General features: G+C 62.8%; 17 protein-coding genes. 10 read left to right on the top strand and 7 right to left on the bottom strand.

Annotation, left to right across the window (positions count from 1 at the left end):
* Positions 1 to 3: 3 nt before the first annotated feature.
* Positions 4 to 1,254, top strand: coding sequence for an NADH:flavin oxidoreductase (locus PQQ96_RS27210; protein ID WP_408298403.1), 1,251 nt, complete (start codon positions 4 to 6; stop codon positions 1,252 to 1,254).
* A gap of 28 nt (positions 1,255 to 1,282) precedes the next feature.
* Here the strand turns inward: PQQ96_RS27210 and PQQ96_RS27205 are convergent, their stop codons facing one another.
* Positions 1,283 to 1,990 (bottom strand): FadR/GntR family transcriptional regulator, encoded by a 708-nt coding sequence (locus PQQ96_RS27205; RefSeq protein WP_408298462.1) that lies wholly within the window; start codon positions 1,988 to 1,990, stop codon positions 1,283 to 1,285.
* 313 nt (positions 1,991 to 2,303) lie between these two features.
* Between PQQ96_RS27205 and dgoD the strand changes: the two genes are divergently transcribed.
* The 3 genes from dgoD to PQQ96_RS27190 all read left to right on the top strand — a co-directional run bounded on the left by dgoD (position 2,304) and on the right by PQQ96_RS27190 (position 4,239).
* On the top strand, positions 2,304 to 3,452 hold the full coding sequence (dgoD, locus tag PQQ96_RS27200; RefSeq protein ID WP_028196341.1) for a galactonate dehydratase: 1,149 nt from the start codon (positions 2,304 to 2,306) through the stop codon (positions 3,450 to 3,452).
* A gap of 227 nt (positions 3,453 to 3,679) precedes the next feature.
* Positions 3,680 to 3,982 (top strand): hypothetical protein, encoded by a 303-nt coding sequence (locus tag PQQ96_RS27195; RefSeq protein WP_120303030.1) that lies wholly within the window; start codon positions 3,680 to 3,682, stop codon positions 3,980 to 3,982.
* Positions 3,983 to 4,008: 26 nt separating this feature from the next.
* Complete coding sequence (locus PQQ96_RS27190) at positions 4,009 to 4,239, top strand: YodC family protein (RefSeq protein ID WP_408298401.1); 231 nt, start codon at positions 4,009 to 4,011, stop codon at positions 4,237 to 4,239.
* A gap of 84 nt (positions 4,240 to 4,323) precedes the next feature.
* Here the strand turns inward: PQQ96_RS27190 and PQQ96_RS27185 are convergent, their stop codons facing one another.
* Positions 4,324 to 5,253, bottom strand: coding sequence for a CopD family protein (locus PQQ96_RS27185; protein WP_408298400.1), 930 nt, complete (start codon positions 5,251 to 5,253; stop codon positions 4,324 to 4,326).
* Entirely contained in the window at positions 5,250 to 5,627 is a 378-nt protein-coding gene (gene copC / locus PQQ96_RS27180) for a copper homeostasis periplasmic binding protein CopC (RefSeq protein ID WP_408298398.1), read from the bottom strand. The genes PQQ96_RS27185 and copC overlap by 4 nt, the downstream gene beginning before the upstream one ends.
* Positions 5,628 to 5,996: 369 nt before the next feature.
* On the opposite strand from copC, the gene PQQ96_RS27175 reads away from it, so the two are divergent.
* The 4 genes from PQQ96_RS27175 to PQQ96_RS27160 all read left to right on the top strand — a co-directional run bounded on the left by PQQ96_RS27175 (position 5,997) and on the right by PQQ96_RS27160 (position 10,593).
* The gene (locus PQQ96_RS27175) at positions 5,997 to 6,728 is read left to right on the top strand and encodes a c-type cytochrome (protein ID WP_408298396.1); all 732 of its coding nucleotides are present in this window, start codon (positions 5,997 to 5,999) and stop codon (positions 6,726 to 6,728) included.
* Positions 6,729 to 6,749: 21 nt separating this feature from the next.
* Positions 6,750 to 8,048: a c-type cytochrome gene (locus PQQ96_RS27170; protein ID WP_408298394.1), complete on the top strand. Its 1,299-nt coding sequence runs from the start codon at positions 6,750 to 6,752 to the stop codon at positions 8,046 to 8,048.
* Between the two features lie 122 nt (positions 8,049 to 8,170).
* Positions 8,171 to 8,791, top strand: a complete 621-nt coding sequence (trhA, locus tag PQQ96_RS27165) for a PAQR family membrane homeostasis protein TrhA (RefSeq protein WP_074282261.1) — start codon at positions 8,171 to 8,173, stop codon at positions 8,789 to 8,791.
* Positions 8,792 to 9,015: 224 nt separating this feature from the next.
* On the top strand, positions 9,016 to 10,593 hold the full coding sequence (locus PQQ96_RS27160) for a DEAD/DEAH box helicase (RefSeq protein ID WP_408298393.1): 1,578 nt from the start codon (positions 9,016 to 9,018) through the stop codon (positions 10,591 to 10,593).
* A 38-nt stretch (positions 10,594 to 10,631) separates the two neighbouring features.
* Here PQQ96_RS27160 and PQQ96_RS27155 read toward each other — a convergent pair whose 3' ends face one another.
* The 4 genes from PQQ96_RS27155 to ggt form a co-directional block, all read right to left on the bottom strand.
* Positions 10,632 to 11,156 carry a hypothetical protein gene (locus tag PQQ96_RS27155; protein ID WP_408298391.1) on the bottom strand — a complete coding sequence of 175 codons (525 nt, stop codon included), beginning with the start codon at positions 11,154 to 11,156 and terminating at the stop codon, positions 10,632 to 10,634.
* A gap of 151 nt (positions 11,157 to 11,307) precedes the next feature.
* Positions 11,308 to 12,135 (bottom strand): ferritin-like domain-containing protein, encoded by an 828-nt coding sequence (locus PQQ96_RS27150; protein ID WP_408298390.1) that lies wholly within the window; start codon positions 12,133 to 12,135, stop codon positions 11,308 to 11,310.
* Between the two features lie 344 nt (positions 12,136 to 12,479).
* A complete protein-coding gene (locus PQQ96_RS27145) occupies positions 12,480 to 13,844 on the bottom strand; it encodes an MFS transporter (RefSeq protein ID WP_408298388.1) in 1,365 nt (454 codons plus the stop codon).
* Positions 13,845 to 14,059: 215 nt separating this feature from the next.
* Complete coding sequence (gene ggt / locus PQQ96_RS27140) at positions 14,060 to 15,697, bottom strand: gamma-glutamyltransferase (protein ID WP_408298386.1); 1,638 nt, start codon at positions 15,695 to 15,697, stop codon at positions 14,060 to 14,062.
* 329 nt (positions 15,698 to 16,026) lie between these two features.
* Between ggt and PQQ96_RS27135 the strand changes: the two genes are divergently transcribed.
* Complete coding sequence (locus tag PQQ96_RS27135) at positions 16,027 to 16,806, top strand: DeoR/GlpR family DNA-binding transcription regulator (RefSeq protein WP_063497289.1); 780 nt, start codon at positions 16,027 to 16,029, stop codon at positions 16,804 to 16,806.
* A 308-nt stretch (positions 16,807 to 17,114) separates the two neighbouring features.
* Positions 17,115 to 17,312 carry a hypothetical protein gene (locus PQQ96_RS27130; protein ID WP_054034465.1) on the top strand — a complete coding sequence of 66 codons (198 nt, stop codon included), beginning with the start codon at positions 17,115 to 17,117 and terminating at the stop codon, positions 17,310 to 17,312.

The following is a 17,312-nucleotide window of genomic DNA, read 5'->3' as shown; positions in this document are numbered from 1 at the left end:
TCCATGAACGCTATCCCCAGTCCGCTCAGCCCTGTCAGTCCGCCTAGCCCCTTCAGCCCCTTGCGCATCGGGCCGCTCACGCTGCGCAACCGCCTGATCAAATCGGCGACCAACGAAGGCATGACGCCAGGCGGTATGCCTTCGCAAATGCTCGTGAAGCTGCACGAAGGCATCGCGGCGGGCGGCGCAGCGATGACGACAGTCGCTTACTGCGCGGTCAGCGCCGATGGCCGCACTTTCGTCGATCAGGCCCAGCTCGGCGCCACGACGCTCGCGCCGTTTCGCGCCTTGACGGATGCGGTTCACAGGCAGGGCGCCGCCGCCTGCGCACAGATCACACACGGCGGCTGCTTCACCTTCCTGCCCGAGCTATCGACGCGACGCCCCCTCAGCGCGTCGGGCGGCTTCAACAAAGTCGGCCTGATGAGCGGCCGCTTTTTCAAACAGACGATGACCGAACCGGAGATGGATGCGACCGTGCGCCAGTTCGCGCAAGCCGCGCGCGCCGCCCGCGAAGCTGGCTTCGATGCCGTTGAAATCCACATGGGCCACGGCTATCTGCTCAGCCAGTTCCTGTCGCCGCTCTACAACCATCGTCGTGACGTATATGGCGGCTCGCCTGAAAAGCGCGCCCGCTTTCCAGGCCGGGTGCTGCGCGCCGTGCTCGACGAGGTAGGCCGAGATATGGCCGTGCTCTGCAAGATCGGCGTGACCGAAGGCGTCAAAGGCGGCGGCACCGCTGAAGATGCCGCCAGGATTGCCCGCGTGCTCGAAGCTGAAGGCGCGCATATGCTGGTGCTGAGCGGCGGGATGAATGTCGAATCGGTGTGGCAGTTGTTCGGCAGTCCGATGCCGGCTGAAGCGCGCGCCAATGTGTCGAATCCCATCGTCCGATGTGCCATGTCCTTGCAGAAGCTGACCGAGCCTAAATTCGACGGCTTCAAGGAGATGTACTTTCTCGAGCATTCCCGCAAGGTGCGCGAAGCGGTTCGGATGCCGCTCGCTTATCTTGGCGGCGTGCGTTCGCTCGCGAACATTGAACTGGCCATGCAGGAAGGATTCGACGCAGTGGCGATGGCGCGCGCGCTGGTGTTCGATCCTGGTTTCGTCGAGCGGCTGCGCTCGGTACCGGCGAAGCCCTCCGGCTGCACGTCGTGCAACCGCTGTGTGGTGATGATGTACACGCCGGGCGGTACGTCGTGTGTACTGCAGGCGCCGAACGATGCCGCGCTGAACCTGCTGCCCGCGGGCTGACTGACTTGCGGAGCAGGCGCGGCGAATCTCACCCTTCGATTCTCCCGCGCGTCACCCCCAGCAACCCCGCCATCGCCTCTCGCGCCGCCGCCGCATCACGGTCGCGGATCGCATCGAACACCGCCGTGTGTTCGGCCAGCGACGCGTTGAACACGTCCGCGCGTTTCGCGTTCAGCCGCAGTTGCGCTTCCAGCGTGCGCTCGATCAGCGTGCCGAGCGGAATCAGCAATTCGTTGCTGCATGCCGTCAGTACGTTCAGATGAAACTGCAGATCGGCCCGCACCCATTCATCGACATTGCGCGCCCCAACCATCGACGCATGCGCTGCCGCCAACGCATTGAAGGTGTCGTCCGTGTGCGAGGCCGCCGCCAGACCCGCCGCGTACGGCTCGATCATCTCGCGCATTTCCTGCAACTTGAGCGCAAACGCCATCGGCTCGGCAACGCGCGAATACCAGTCGAGCACATCGACATCGAGCAGATTCCACGCTTGTTTTGGTCGCACTCGCGTGCCCACCCGCGGACGCGATTCGATCAGCCCTTTCGACGTCAGCGTACGCAACGCCTCGCGCAACACCGTGCGGCTCACACCAAAGGTGTCCATCAACTCCGCTTCACGCGGCAGGATCGAGTCGGGCGCGTAGTCGCCGCGCAGAATCGCGGTTGCCAGCAGATGAGCGACGCGTCCATGCAGATCGTGCTGAATAGCTTTCTCCCAGCCGCCTCTCGGCGCTATTGATATCGGACCTGAGCCCGGAACGACCGCGATTATCAGGCATCTCAACCTGCCGACCTATGGCTTCGGCTTCGGCATTGGTCATGCCCGGCCGCGACCTCGCAGTCGCAGTCGCAGTCGCAGTCGCAGTCGCAGTCGCAGTCGCAGTCGCCCGGCGAGTATCCGCCCGCCCCGGCCAACATCTCGACTGACACCCGGCCACTATTTGGCCAATAGTACTATTAATAGTACTTAATCGCACTTTTGTTGTAGCATGTGAATCCTCGAAATTGCCCACACACGCAGGCACCCAGGCCGCAAGGAGACGCACACCATGAAAATCACGAAACTCGAAACCTTCATCGTTCCGCCGCGCTGGTGCTTCCTGAAGATCGAGACCGACGAAGGCATCGTCGGCTGGGGCGAGCCGGTGGTCGAAGGCCGCGCGCATACCGTGGCGGCCGCCGTCGAGGAACTGTCCGACTATCTGATCGGCAAAGATCCGCTACTGATTGAAGACCACTGGCAGGTGATGTACCGCGCGGGCTTCTACCGCGGCGGCCCGATCACCATGAGCGCGATCGCCGGTGTCGACCAGGCGCTGTGGGACATCAAGGGCAAGCATCACGGCGTGCCGATTCATGCGCTGCTCGGCGGCCAGGTGCGCGACAAGATCAAGGTGTACTCGTGGATCGGCGGCGACCGTCCGAGCGACGTCGCGAACAACGCGCGCGCCGTAGTCGAGCGCGGCTTCAAGGCCGTGAAGATGAACGGCTCGGAAGAGCTGCAGATCATCGACACCTTCGACAAGGTGCAAGGCGTCATCAACAACGTCGCCGCCGTGCGCGAAGCGGTTGGACCGAACATCGGCATCGGCGTGGACTTCCACGGCCGCGTGCATAAGCCGATGGCGAAGGTGCTGGCGAAAGAACTCGACCCGTACAAGCTGCTCTTCATCGAAGAGCCGGTGCTCTCGGAAAACGCGGAAGCTTTGCGCGACATCGTCAACCAGACCAACACGCCGATCGCCTTGGGCGAACGTCTGTATTCGCGCTGGGACTTCAAACACATCCTGTCGGGCGGCTACGTCGACATCATCCAGCCGGACGCGTCGCACGCGGGCGGGATCACCGAGTGCCGCAAGATCGCGTCGATGGCCGAGGCGTATGACGTCGCGCTCGCGCTGCACTGCCCGCTCGGTCCGATCGCTTTGGCCACCTGCCTGCAGATCGACGCGGTGAGCTACAACGCGTTCATCCAGGAACAGAGCCTGGGCATTCACTACAACCAGGGCAACGACCTGCTCGACTACATCCGGAACCCCGAGGTCTTCAAATACGAAGACGGTTTCGTGTCGATTCCGCAAGGCCCGGGCCTTGGTATCGAGGTCAACGAGGAGAAGGTGCGCGAGATGGCGAAGGTCGGCCACCGCTGGCGCAATCCGGTATGGCGCCATGAGGATGGCAGCGTCGCGGAATGGTAATTGACGGCGCACACGTTACGGCGCACGTAGCGTGTGCCGTCTCAGTTACGTAACACCCCGGACCGAAGCGGCCGGAACACGCTCTTCGCCGCACGTTCCCCGCTCGGCCACATTACCCGAAAAGCCTTATCCAGAAAGGCTTTCAAGCCGTTTGTTCGGCATCAGACATACGCATGGCCCGGTCCTTGCTCAAATGCATTCAAACGACAAATGCATTGGGGAACATCATGGGCGAATTTCTTCCAGACTATCTGATCCGCGAACAGGCCGCCGTTGGCGCGCTGGTGGTGTTCGGGGTGCTTCGCATCATCGGCGCCATGCTCGCCTATGAACGCGGCTGGCGCATCTCAGTAGTCGAAAAATGTTTTATTGCGGCCGCAGTGCTGTATTGCCTGCCGCAGCTCTTCGATCTGCTGACGCAGATGTACGGCTCACATGCCGCGGGCGCGGAACTGGAAGGCAAAGCGGCGGGCTGCGCGATCGCGCTCTTCTGCGCGCCGATTCTCGGACATCGCCTCGGCCTCGAGTAATCGGGCTCATCGAACGGACGCTCACCATGCGACTGGGAAAGAGACCTGCGACGCCTGCACACCCCGCCTACCGCGCCGGCGACGTCCTGACGCTCAAATCCGGTGGACGTGCGATGACGGTCACGTGGACCGGGCCGGTGCTGTTCGCGCCGGGCAACTGGTTGATCTGCCAGTGGTTCGGCGACGATGGCGAACTGCAACAGGAGATGTTTCCGGAAGAGACGCTGGAACGGGCGCACAGCACGCTCACAGCCTAAAGGGCAGTAACGGATCAGCCGGCCACCGCCGGGCGACCGTGTGTATTGCGCCGCACGCTTTTGCTGTGCGGCGCTTTTTTTGTCTCAGCCCAACGCAGCGAATGCCGGCACGCTGTGCGACAACGCCGCCGCTGCGACGAACACACCGACCATCGCCAGTGCTTCCAGATACAGCACGTTGACGAAGGTATGCGCGTCCATCGTCGAGGCCGTGCGGCGCAAGCGCGGCAGCGCGGAGAACCGGTTGAGTCCGCCGAACACCAGCGCGAGCGCGACCAGCGTAAGCTTCAGCGTCAGCACATGGCCCCACGTGCTCATCTCGATCGCTTCGAACGAGCCGCCCGAACCGCGCACGGCATTGAAGATGCCCGTGAGCAGGACCAGTCCGACCGCCACCACCGATACGTTCGATACCTGCGTCGCCGTACGGATCAGCATCCCACGGGCGGTCGACGTGCCGAGCGCGGGCAAGACCGAGAGCCCTGCCGCCATCGCCAGGCCACCCCAGACACCCGTGACCAGCACATGCAGCGTCTGCATGGCGATCGCCGCCGAGAGCGGGCCAGCATCGGCCGCGTGCCCGAGCGACGCCTTGCCCGCCGCAATCGCGATCACCGCGAGCCACAGCAGCGCATTGCGCAACATGCCGGTATGACTGGCCATGGCCGTGCCCAGCAGCACCAGCGCGCCGGCAAACGCCACGCTCCAGCCATAGCCGACGTGGGTTTGCGTCAGGACAGTCGGTATCACGCCAAGCGCCGCCGGCAGCGCAACGCCGCTCATCGACGCCGCCTGATACCACAGCCAGCCGAGGTCAGCCAGCACCAGCACGACGGTGGCCGTGAGCATCGAGCGTTGGGCGCGCAACCAGGCGGGCCGCGCGGGGTTGATCTTGGCCTGCGCGTCCTTGGCGAGCCACGCGCCGAGCAACGCCGAACCGACGGCAAACGCAAACGCGACATTCATGAGCGCGGCCATGGCGACCTGCCCGATCCACAATCCGTCCATGCTCATTTGACGATGAACGCGAAGTCGCCCTGCGTGCGGTGGCCGTCCGTGGCAACCGCCGTCCAGTGCACCCCGTAGCGGCCCGCTGCCAACTGCGGCAGCGCCAGATGCAGCATCTTTGCATCAGTTTTGTCCACTTGCGACGCAGCCGGTGCGGCCGGCTTGCCGCTCGCGTCACTCAGTTCGATCCGGCTGAACGCCGGTTCGAGCGGTTCGGTGAAATGAATCGTCACTTCCGTGGGCGCGGTCACTTCGGCGTTCGCCGCGGGCTCGCTCGACACCAGATGCGCATGCGCAAAAGCCGTGGACGTCATCACCAGCGCCGCGGCGCCGAACGTCAACGCACGCAGCGCCGGACGGGAAAAATTGAATAGCTTCATGTAAGGCCGATAGCTTGTGGAAAGTAAAACGGTAGGCGTTGAGCCGAGGGGCGCACACGTCAGACAAACGCCGCGCGCCCGGAAGTGTACGCTTCGATGGTCGGCGCGCGCGTCGGTTCAACCGGCTTTGTGACGCGAGCCGATGAGAACGGGACGTGTATCCGCGGCGCCACAAACAAAATCGAGACGGCCGACCCGCCTGCCGGGCGGCGGGTGCGCGTCAAACTGTCGCATAGCTGTGACACCCGGAACCTTCTCTTCTGTGGCAAATAGTCACCATCACCCTTCAATGATAGAATTCCGCGTCGCCGCAGCGCCGGCTGCCCTTCACACCGAGCCGCTCGAAGTTCGGTCAGGTCCCCGATTTTGATGGAGTTACGCGTGTCTTCAAGACGCATTTTCCGCCCGCTGCTTGCCCTTCTGCTGATTGGCTCCGCGGGTGTCTATAGCGCTGCGAAAGCGCAGACTCAACCGAAGGCCCCCGATACGATGGAAGCGCGTGTGCAAGGCTGTACAGCCTGCCACGGCTCGCACGGCCAAGGTACCGACAACGACTACTTCCCGCGTCTGGCGGGCAAGCCGGCCGACTATCTGTACAACCAGCTGCAGAACTTCCGCGAAGGGCGCCGCAAGTACCCGCCGATGAACTACCTCGTCACGTATCTTTCTGACGACTACCTCCATCAGATCGCCACGTACTTCTCGCAACAACGTCCGCCGTACCCCACGCCGGCCAAGCCGACCGTGTCGGCGGCCATCGTTGCGCGCGGCCAGCAGATCGTGCTGCACGGCGACGCATCGAAGCAGATTCCGGCCTGCGCGGCCTGCCACGGCAAGGCGCTGACCGGTATGGAACCCGCTATCCCGGGTCTGGTCGGGCTGCATGCGGACTACATCAGCGCGCAGTTGGGCGCATGGCGTTCCGGCTCGCGTCATGCCATCGCACCTGATTGCATGCACACCATCGCCACGCGTCTGACTGATGAAGACGTGAACGCCGTCGCCTCATGGCTTGCCACGCAAACGGCCCCACAAAACCCCGTGCCGGCTCCGGCCCGCTCGATGAAGACTCCGCTTGCCTGCGGCAGCGAACCGCAATAAGGCACCGGGAGAGACACTCAAATGAAACGCAAGTCTTTGTTCGCCCTCTCGGCAGTCGTCGTCGTTGCGGCTGCCGCACTCGTTCCCGTCCTGTGGTCGGGCGGCGACAACCTGCATAACGGCTCGGCCATGGCGGCAACGCCCGCCGACCAGGCCGCGCTGATCAAGAAGGGCGAGTACCTCGCCCGCGCCGGCGACTGTATCGCCTGCCACACGGTGCGCGGCGGCAAGCAATTCGCCGGCGGCCTGCCGATGCTGACGCCGTTCGGCACGATGTTCACGCCGAACATCACGCCTGACGACCAGTACGGTATCGGCAAGTGGACGCAGGACGACTTCTACCGCGCGATGCACACGGGCCGTTCGAAAGACGGCAGCCTGCTGTACCCGGGCTTCCCGTTCACGAGCTACACGAAGGTCACGCGCGCCGACTCGGACGCGATCTACGCATACCTGCGCTCGGTCACGCCGGTCAATGTGCCGAGCCGTCCGCACGAACTGAAATTCCCGTTCAATCAGCGCAACATGCTGATCGGCTGGCGTACGCTGTTCTTCCGCGAAGGCGAGTACAAGGCTGATCCGACCAAGTCGGTCGAGTGGAACCGTGGCGCCTACCTGATCGAAGGCCTCGGCCACTGCGGCATGTGCCACACGTCGATTAACGCCATGGGCGGCCCGGTCAGCTCGGCGGCGTTCGCCGGCGGCTTGATCCCGCTGCAGAACTGGTACGCACCGTCGTTGACGTCGAACAAGGAAGCCGGCCTCGGCGACTGGGAAACCAAAGACATCGCCGACCTGCTGAAGACCGGTGTGTCGAACCGCGGCGCGGTGTTCGGCCCGATGGCTGAAGTGGTTCACAACAGCCTGCAGTACATGTCGGACGAAGACATCAACGCGATGGCCACGTACCTGAAGACGATTCCGCAGAAGAGTGAAGCACCGGAACCGCTGCAGCTCGAAACCTCGGAAAAGTTCGGCGGCGAACTGTTGAAGCAAGGTCAGAAGATCTACGCTGACAATTGCGCGAAGTGCCACGCGGAAAATGGCCTCGGCATGCCGCCGAACTTCCCGCCGCTGGCGAACAACCAGTCGATTCAGATGCCGTCGGCGGTCAACCCGATCCGTATGGTGCTGAACGGCGGTTACCCGCCGAGCACGGACGGCAACCCGCATCCGTACGGCATGCCGCCGTTCGCGCAGGCGCTGTCGAACACGGAAGTGGCAGCCGTCGTGACGTACATTCGTATGTCGTGGGGCAACCACGGTACGGCTGTGTCGCCGCAGCAAGTGTCCGATCTGCGTTCGGCGCCGCTCGACTAAGCAGCGTCTGATGCACCGGGGGCGCGGCCTGCTAAATAACGCGGCCGCGCCCTTCGTTTTTGCAGGACCGGTATCATGTGGGTGGTATAAACCCTAATGAAACCGCGCAGGAGGAAAGAGCCGTGCATGTCGGTGAGCGTTTCAACAGCATTACCCATCTCGTCGGCGCCGTGCTGTCGGTGGCGGGACTGGCTACGCTCGTGACAATGGGCGCGCTCGACGGCGACGCGTACAAGGTGGTCAGCTTCAGTGTCTACGGTGCGATGCTGTTCGTGCTGTATGCTATCTCGACGCTTTACCATAGCGTGCGCAACCCGCGCGTGAAAGCTGTTCTGCAGAAATGCGATCATTCGGCGATCTACCTGTTGATTGCCGGCAGTTACACCCCGTTCACACTTGTTACGTTGCGCGGACCGTGGGGCTGGTCGCTATTCGGCGTAAGCTGGGGGCTTGCCGCTCTCGGCATCGTGCAGGAACTGACGCTCGGGCGACGCACCCGCAGCGTTTCGATGGTGCTGTATGTATTGATGGGATGGCTCGCGCTCGTTGCCGTCCGCCCGCTGGTTCAAGCCTTACCGGCAGCGGGAACCGCCTGGCTCGTGGCCGGCGGGATCATCTACAGCGCCGGTATCTACTTCTTCATCAACGACGAGCGCATCCGGCACGGACATGGTATCTGGCACCTGTTCGTACTGGCGGGCAGTCTGTGTCAATTCGTCAGTGTTGCGCGCTACGTCGCGTGACATCCCACGGCGGCGAAATGCAACTTAAGGCCAGTCAACGTGTCTGCATAGCGCGTTGAAGCATTCGGCACGCGTTTCGCGCGTGCCGCCGATTTCTCTGCGACCGGAACTGGGCTTTGGCCTCGAACGCGCCATATGGGCGTGTTCATGCCGCGCTTGTACCCGCTTGGGCCCATTTGGTGCCGTCTGGTGCCGTTCGCGAAACTGCATTGCAAAGAGCATTTATGTCTTTTGATTCCCTCGGCTTGTCCGAACCGCTGGTCCGCGCTGTACACGAACTCGGCTACACCACCCCTACTCCGATCCAGACGCAAGCGATCCCCGCCGTGCTCAACGGCGGCGACCTGCTGGCCGGCGCGCAGACTGGCACCGGCAAGACCGCCGGCTTCACGCTGCCGATCCTGCAGCGTCTGAACACCATGCCCGCTGTCACCACGGCGTCGGGCAAGCGCGCCGTCCGCGCGCTGATCCTCACGCCGACGCGTGAGCTGGCCGCACAGGTCGAAGAAAGCGTGCGCGCCTACGGCAAGTACCTGAAGCTGAAATCGACCGTGATGTTCGGCGGCGTCGGCATCAATCCGCAGATCGGCGCGCTGCGCAGCGGCGTGGACATCGTCGTCGCGACGCCGGGCCGGTTGCTCGACCACATGCAGCAGAAGACCATCGACCTGTCGCATCTCGAGATTCTTGTCCTCGACGAAGCTGACCGCATGCTGGACATGGGCTTCATCCACGACATCAAGCGCGTGCTCGCGAAGTTGCCGCCGAAGCGTCAGAACCTGTTGTTCTCGGCCACCTTCTCCGACGAGATCAAGACGCTCGCCGACAACCTGCTCGATTCGCCGGCGCTGATCGAAGTCGCCCGCCGCAACACGACGGCTGAGACGGTCGCGCAGAAGATTCACCCGGTCGACCGCGACAAGAAGCGCGAGCTGCTCACGCACCTCATCAAGCAACACAACTGGTTCCAGGTGCTGGTGTTCACGCGCACCAAGCACGGCGCGAACCGTCTCGCCGAACAGTTGACCAAAGACAGCATCAGCGCGCTGGCGATTCACGGCAACAAGAGCCAGTCGGCTCGTACCCGTGCGCTCGCCGAGTTCAAGGACGGCACGCTGCAAGTGCTGGTCGCCACCGACATCGCGGCACGCGGCATCGATATCGATCAGTTGCCGCACGTGGTCAACTACGATCTGCCGAACGTGCCCGAAGATTACGTCCACCGCATCGGCCGCACGGGCCGTGCAGGCGCGACGGGCGAAGCGATCTCACTGGTGTGCGTCGACGAACTGCAACTGCTGAAGGACATCGAGAAGCTGATCAAGCGTGCGGTGCCGCAGGAAGTGATCGCCGGTTTCGAACCGGATCCGACCGCCAAGCCGGAGCCGATTCTGCGCCGTGGTCAGGGTGGCGGCGGTGGTGGTGGCCGTTCGCCGCGTCAGGGCCAAGGTGCACCGAAACGTGACGGCGCTCCGCGTGATGGTGCCCGCCGCGACGGCGCAGCAGCGGCAAAGCCCGCACAACGTTCGGGTCAGCGTCCTGCAAATGGTCAGCAGCAACCGAAGCCGCAAGGTGCGAAGCCGGCCGGCAACGGCGGACAGCCGCGCCGCGACGGCCAGCGTCATGACGGTCAGCCGCGTGCCGCGGCGCACGAAGGCGGCGCCGCGCAACATGCGCCGCGCAAGCCGCAGGGCGCGAAGCCGCAAGGTGGCAATCCGGGTGCTTTGCTGGGTGGCGCAAAGCCGCGCAATGACGCACCGCGCGGCGGCCAGCCGACGCGCACCGGCGCGCGTGGCCGTTAAGTTTCAAGCACTGCCTGCTCGCCAGCCGTTGTCCCCGACTAACGGCTAGCCGCAGCGGCAGCCTGCTTCAGGTGCTCGATCTGCCGTTCCCATCGATCGAGCACCGCCTCCCCTTCCCCCTCCAGTTCAAACGTAATGCCGCTTGTCAGGCGCGCATAACGCACGCTCTGCGCCTCCGCTGTGTCGATCGAGCCGATAAGGTACACGAGGCCGCTGTCATCGCCTGTCACGCCAGCTAGCGGCGTCAGGCGCAACTGCACCTGATATAACGCCTCGTCGCAGACGAACGTCAGCGCGGCCCGGCCGCTTTGCGCAATCACGCGCGCCGCCCGGGCATGCGGCCACAGTGCAATGCACAGCGAGCGCGAATCCGGCGCGTACAACTCGCCGACGCCGAGCAGCGAAGTACGCACGTGGTCATTCGCATCGACGGTGAGCAGCGACGCGGTGAACCCTGTCTTGCTCGCTAACGACGAACCATCGAACAAGGTGCGGACGGCGTCGGGCCATTCGTCGAACACGTTCTGTTCGAGCGGACTTTCAGGTGCGGAGGGGGCGCTCATCGTATCGATCCAGTCAGAAGCAGGTTGACAGCTAGGTTGCCTGCGGGATTGCCAAGGATGCGAGGATCAATCATGCCTCGAAAAACGAATGGCCCGCGCGAGCGGGCCATTTATCTTCGTTTTTGTATGCTGCGAACTCAGCAGAAGCACATCAACGGAAAAACACGTAATGCGTGATCTTGGCAAGCGGGTAATGCACGCCCGGCTGAATCTTGGCCGGCAGATCGAGCGGCTTGAGCAGCATCTTCACGCACATGTCCGCCGACAGATTGCGCCGCACCAGCGTATTGATGCGGGCCGCGCGTTCGCGGTTATAGGCTGAATCATGCACGCGTTCCGGATAACGAATCGCGAAGACATGGCGCAATGCGATCTCCGAGTCTTCGTTCTTGATTTCCAACACGCGGCGCATCAACGCGCCGAGAACCGCAAGACGGCCATTGCCTTCGATCTTGTTGTACTTCTTGAAGAACTTGAAAAAGTGCTTGTAGTGACGGACTTCGTCGGTGCGGATGTTGTCGGTGATCTGCTTGAGCACCGGCTCGTCCGAACATTCGCCGATCGCGCGGTACAGCGTTGCGGTGCCCGTTTCCACCACGCAGCGGGCGACCATCTCGAGCGCGCGGGTCTTTTCGAAGTCTTCGACCGAACAGGTCAGTGAATACTCCTCCATGAAATTGCGGAACGCCGTGTCCCAATCGAACTCAGGCCAGACGTAAGCGATATACGTCCTGAGCGCACGGCCGTGCTGCATTTCTTCCGGCTCCCATTCCTGGTTGAGCCAGGCGGAAACTTCCGGGTCGCCGTTGAAGAAGGTGCTCAGATTGCTGGTGTAAAGATCAGTGCCGCTTTCGATAAACGAAGCGGCGCACAGCAGCAGAAGCAGGTCTTCGTTAGCCACTGCCTTCTGGCGATCTATGCGGGTGAGGTCGATATCCTCGATCCGCCAGGGCATCACATGGTTCAGCTCAGTGTGCATTGCGTCCTTGCTCCGAAGGCTGTATCGACTCGTGGAGCGCGCTCGAAACCGCCCGCTATCGCAAGGACGGTCCGCCGTGTCAGATACAGCGCCTTGAATTAGAGTTAACCCCTTGTATCTTGCATCTTAGCCGGTGTTTAACAACTCTGCAGATAACCCAGCACAGACCATGCCGGACCGTCGCAGTTCCAATTCCAAGGTAGTCGAATCCTTCAGTCGGTTACAAGCGGCGCACGCAAGGCGTAAAAAAAGCCAGCTCGAAGCGCTGGCTTTGGCTTGAACACAGTGCGCACATCAAGCGCGGCAAGGCTCGCTGAGAAACGCAAAGACGATCGGCAACGCCGTCATGCGGGCTGCACGCGTTCGAGATGCTGGACGCGCCGCCTACGCCATGCGACCACGACGAGCGACAAACCCGAGAGCACTGCGGCAGTCAGCACGTAGTAACTTGGCGCAAGTTTGTCGCCGGTCAAGTGGATGAAGGTCTCCACAATCGTCGGTGCAAAACCACCGAAAATCGTGACCCCGATGCTGTAACCGATTGAAAGACCAGTCGAGCGCACCTGCGTCGGGAAGATCTCGGACATCAGCGCGGGCATCGGGCCGGAGTAAGCCGCCTTGAAAATGCCGGCCATGCCTTGCAACAGCAGCAACCAGCCAATCGTCGGATGCGACTGCAGCAACGCGAACATCGGGTAGATCAGCGTGCCCATCAGAATCGACGTGGTCAGCATGATGCGAATCCGGCCGATGCGGTCGGACAATGCGCCCATCACCGGCGACAGCAGGAACTGCATGCCGCCGTTGAGCACCACCACGCCGAACGACGCCGCAGCCGGCATGTGCAACTGCTTGACCGCGTACATCGGCATGTAGAGTTGCAACACGTACACCCCGACCGTGGACTGCGCGACGATACCTACGGCCAGCAGCAGATTCACCCATTGGTTGCTAAATGACGCGCCCTTCTCCTCAGAGGTCTCCGGACGCTTGCCCGCGGACTCACGCGCTTCACGCAACGCGAGAAACTCCGGCGTCTCGTCGAGATGTGAACGGATGTAATAGCCCACCGGCCCGACCAGCAGACCGAAGATGAACGGAAGGCGCCACCCCCAGCTAATGAGTTGCTCGGGCGGCATCCAAGCGGTCAGGAGCGAGCCGAAGGCCGCCGCGGTGATCGCGGCCAGGCCCTGGCTCGCGAACTGCCAACTCGCGTAGTAGCCACGCCGCGACGCGCTGTGTTCGACCATGAAGGCCGTCGCGCTGCCGAACTCACCGCCCACCGCGAAGCCTTGCACGAGCCGCGCCAGCAGGATCAACACGGGCGCGGCAATGCCGATTGACGCGTAGGGTGGCATCACGGCCATCGTGAAGGTGCCGACCATCATCAGCGCGATGGCGAGCGTGAGTGCCGCCTTACGGCCTTTGCGGTCGCCATAGACGCCCAGCACGACGGCGCCCAACGGCCGCATCAGGAACGAGATGCCGAACGTGGCGATAGCGAGCAGCGTCGAGAGCCACTCGTCCTTCATCGGAAAGAACTCTTTCGCGATAATGGTCGCGAAGTAGCCGTAGACCAGAAAGTCGAACCACTCGAGCGCATTGCCGATCGACGACGAAAACACGATACGCCGCACCATCGCTTTGGAAAGCGGTGCGGGCGAGAGATGCGGGGAAGCGGTCGCGGAATGCGACGCGGGGGTGTTCATGGTGTCTCCTACCCTGCCTGATGCGAGTTGCGCTGAATGCGCTTATGACGCTTGATGCCTGGCTGCCGTGCGCAACCCGTTTCGGGTTTGCGTACAACGCCTGGCTTTGTATTGCGATCCTTGACGCCGCCTCTTCACAATGCGCAATGCATCGCCAATCTGCGCAGCGAAGCGCAGGCGCTTCCTGAGCCGCGCCTGCGTATCGTTCGAATTGTTTAGAACCCGGCTGCCAGCCCGTCGCGACGGCTGTCGCTCGCCGCCACGTAACCGCGGTCCGGATCGTTACGGTCGAGCTTCCAGATGTACTGGCCGGAACCGAAGTCCATGTACGGATCGTCGACCGACTTGATCGTGTGGCCCAGCTTCTGCAGTGCGGCGGCGGTCGTCGGATCGAGCGTCGATTCGATGTCGATCGTGAAGTCGCGGTTGACCTTCCAGCGCGGCGCATCGCAGGCGGCCTGCGGTTGCTGACCGTAGTCGAGCATCCGCACGATCGACTGCAGATGGCCTTGCGGCTGCATATCGCCGCCCATCACGCCGAAGCTCATCACCGCTTCCTGCTTGCCGTCCACCTGTTGCGTGAGGAACGACGGGATGATGGTGTGGAACGGCCGCTTGCCGCCTTCCACCACGTTCGGCGACTTCGGGTCCATCGAGAAGCCGCAGCCCCGGTTCTGCATGGCGATGCCGCTGTCCGGCACGACGATGCCCGAGCCGAAGCCCATGTAGTTCGACTGGATGAAGCTGACCATCATGCCGCGCTCGTCCGCCACCGACATGTAGATCGTGCCGCCGGCCTTCGGCATGCCGAAGTCGAACTGCGTGGCGCGCTTGGGGTCGATCAGCTTCGCGCGCGACGTGAGGTACGCGTCGTCGAGCATCTGCTCGGGCGTGACGTCCATCGAACGCGGATCGGCGACATAGCGATAGACGTCGGCGAACGCCAGCTTCATCGCTTCAATCTGCAAATGCTGCGACTCGACGTTGTCGACGGCCAGTTCTTTCACGTCGAACTTTTCGAGGATGCCCAGCGCGATCAGCGCCGCGATACCCTGGCCGTTCGGCGGAATTTCATGCACGGTGTAGCCGCGATAATCCTTGCCGATCGGCTCGACCCAATCCGCTTTGTAGTTGCGCAGATCGTCGAGGGTCAACGCGCCACCGCCTTCACGCGCAAACGCGGCGATCTGTTCGGCGATCTCACCTTCGTAGTACGCACGCGGGCCTTGTTCGGCGAGCTTGCGCAGCGTCTTCGCGTGGCCGGGAAAGCGCACCAGTTCGCTGACTTCAGGCGCGCGGCCGCGCGGCATGAAGGTTTGCGCGAAACCCGGCAAGTCCTTCAGTTCCGGCACGGCGGCCGCCCATTTGTACGCGACGATGCTCGCCACCGCGTGGCCCCGCTCGGCGATTTCGATCGCCGGCTCCATCAGATCGGCGAACGGCAGCGAGCCGAATTTCTGATGCAGCGCTTCCCAGCCGGCGATCACGCCCGGCACGGTCACGGCGTCCCAACCACGCTTGGGCTGCTTCGCGAGGCCGTTTTCCTCACCGTACTTGCGCTTGAAGTAGTCGACGTTCCAGGCCGCCGGCGAGACACCGGAGGCGTTCAGGCCATGCAGCTTCGCGCCGTCCCACACCAGCGCAAAGGCGTCACCGCCGAGGCCGCACGACACCGGCTCGACCACCGTAATGGCGGCAGCCGCCGCGATCGCTGCGTCGACGGCATTGCCGCCTTTCCACAGCATCCGCAGGCCGGCTTGTGCGGCGAGCGGATGCGAAGTCGAAACGATGTTGCGCGCGAATACGGGCAGACGCGGTGTCGGGTAGGGGTTTTGCCAGTTGAAGCCAGTCATGTCGAACACTCTCAAAAGCGCGGCCCGGCGCGTTTTTCAACGCCGGAAACCATGGGAAACGGGTAACACGCAGGTAAAACGTAGAACCTTGGATTGCAGCGCGATCTGGCACAAAAAACAAATTCATTTATCAAATGAATAAATGCGCAAATGACCTGGATGGGTCATTGCGCGGTCGTCCTGGATCGGAACCGTGACGCACGAGTTGGCAGACAAGACGTGCGATGGTCTTACAATACGCTCACCCTCGTTCACGCATCACCCGTTTCCGGCACAGCGTATCGCGCCGGTGACAGGCAGCGCCGATAAAAACCCACGACCCGAGACACATGACCCGAGACCCCCGCCTGACTCTCAACGCCCGGCAACAGGAACTGCTGGAGTGGGTGCAACGCGACGGCTTCGTGACCGTGGACGACCTCGCGGCGCACTTCGACGTGACGCCGCAGACGATCCGCCGCGACGTCAACTGGCTCGCCGACATGAACCTGCTGCGCCGCTATCACGGCGGCGCCAGTCTGCCGACCAGCTCCGAGAACGTCTCGTACACCGCGCGTCAGCGGATGTTCCACGAAGAGAAGCGGCGCATCGCGACGCTAGTGGCCACTCACATTCCAGACCAGGCGTCCCTCTTCATCAACCTCGGCACGACCACCGAAGAAGTCGCACGGGCGCTCAACCGGCATCGCGGCCTGCGTGTGATCACCAACAATCTGAACGTCGCCAGCATGATGAGCGGCTATCCGGATTGCGAAGTGCTGGTGACGGGCGGCATCGTTCGTCCGTGGGACAAGGGCATCGTCGGCGAACTGGCGATCGACTTCATCCGCCAGTTCAAGGTGGATTTCGCGATCATCGGTACGTCGAGCATTGAAACGGACGGCACGTTGCGCGATTTCGATACCCGCGAAGTGCGGGTGGCCGAGGCAATCATCCAGCATGCGCGCACGGTGTTTCTCGCCGCCGACAACTCCAAATTCGGCCGCCCGGCGCTCGTCCGCCAGGGTCATCTCGATCAGATCGACGCACTTTTCACCGATGCCGCACCACCTGCCGAGATGAACGAAACGCTCGCTGCCGCCAATTGCCAGGTGTATATCGCCGAATGATCCAGGTGTCTTCGGCCATGCTGCAGTGCACGCAAAACTTCGAGTGAAATCAAGGATCTGGCCGCTGCTCCAAACCGCCTCTGCGAGGCCCAATTGTCAAAGGGAAAATTTACTGGGGCCCCTTTGGTGTTTATGCGGCGGTTGACTACACTCCAGTTCCCCGGCGTCCGTTCCGCGCTACGCGCAGTGCCGGTTGCGTGAACCTGTGTGCATGAGCCGTACCTCCCGCCTGATCCTCTAGCGGACTTCACTGGCATTGAGCCAGTCGCCGGCAAGGCCGTCCGCGTTAGCTTGACATGGAGAGAACGATGCTGAGTCCGCATGAATTCGCCACGTTGTTGCTCGTCAAGGACGCCCCCAATCAAGTCGATATGGAGCGAGAAGAACTCGACGCCCTGCTGGAACGCCAGCTTGTGCAACTCGAACGGCTCGCGTCGGGCAACGAACAATGGCGCGTGACCGAAACGGGCGACAGCGCACTCAGGGCCATCAAGCGTTTCTCCTAG

Origin of the sequence: Paraburkholderia sediminicola, from assembly GCF_046027825.1 — a bacterium.
GTDB lineage: Bacteria > Pseudomonadota > Gammaproteobacteria > Burkholderiales > Burkholderiaceae > Paraburkholderia > Paraburkholderia sediminicola_D.
Note: the sequence above shows the minus strand (reverse complement) of the source record. Positions and strands in the feature narration are given on the sequence as shown.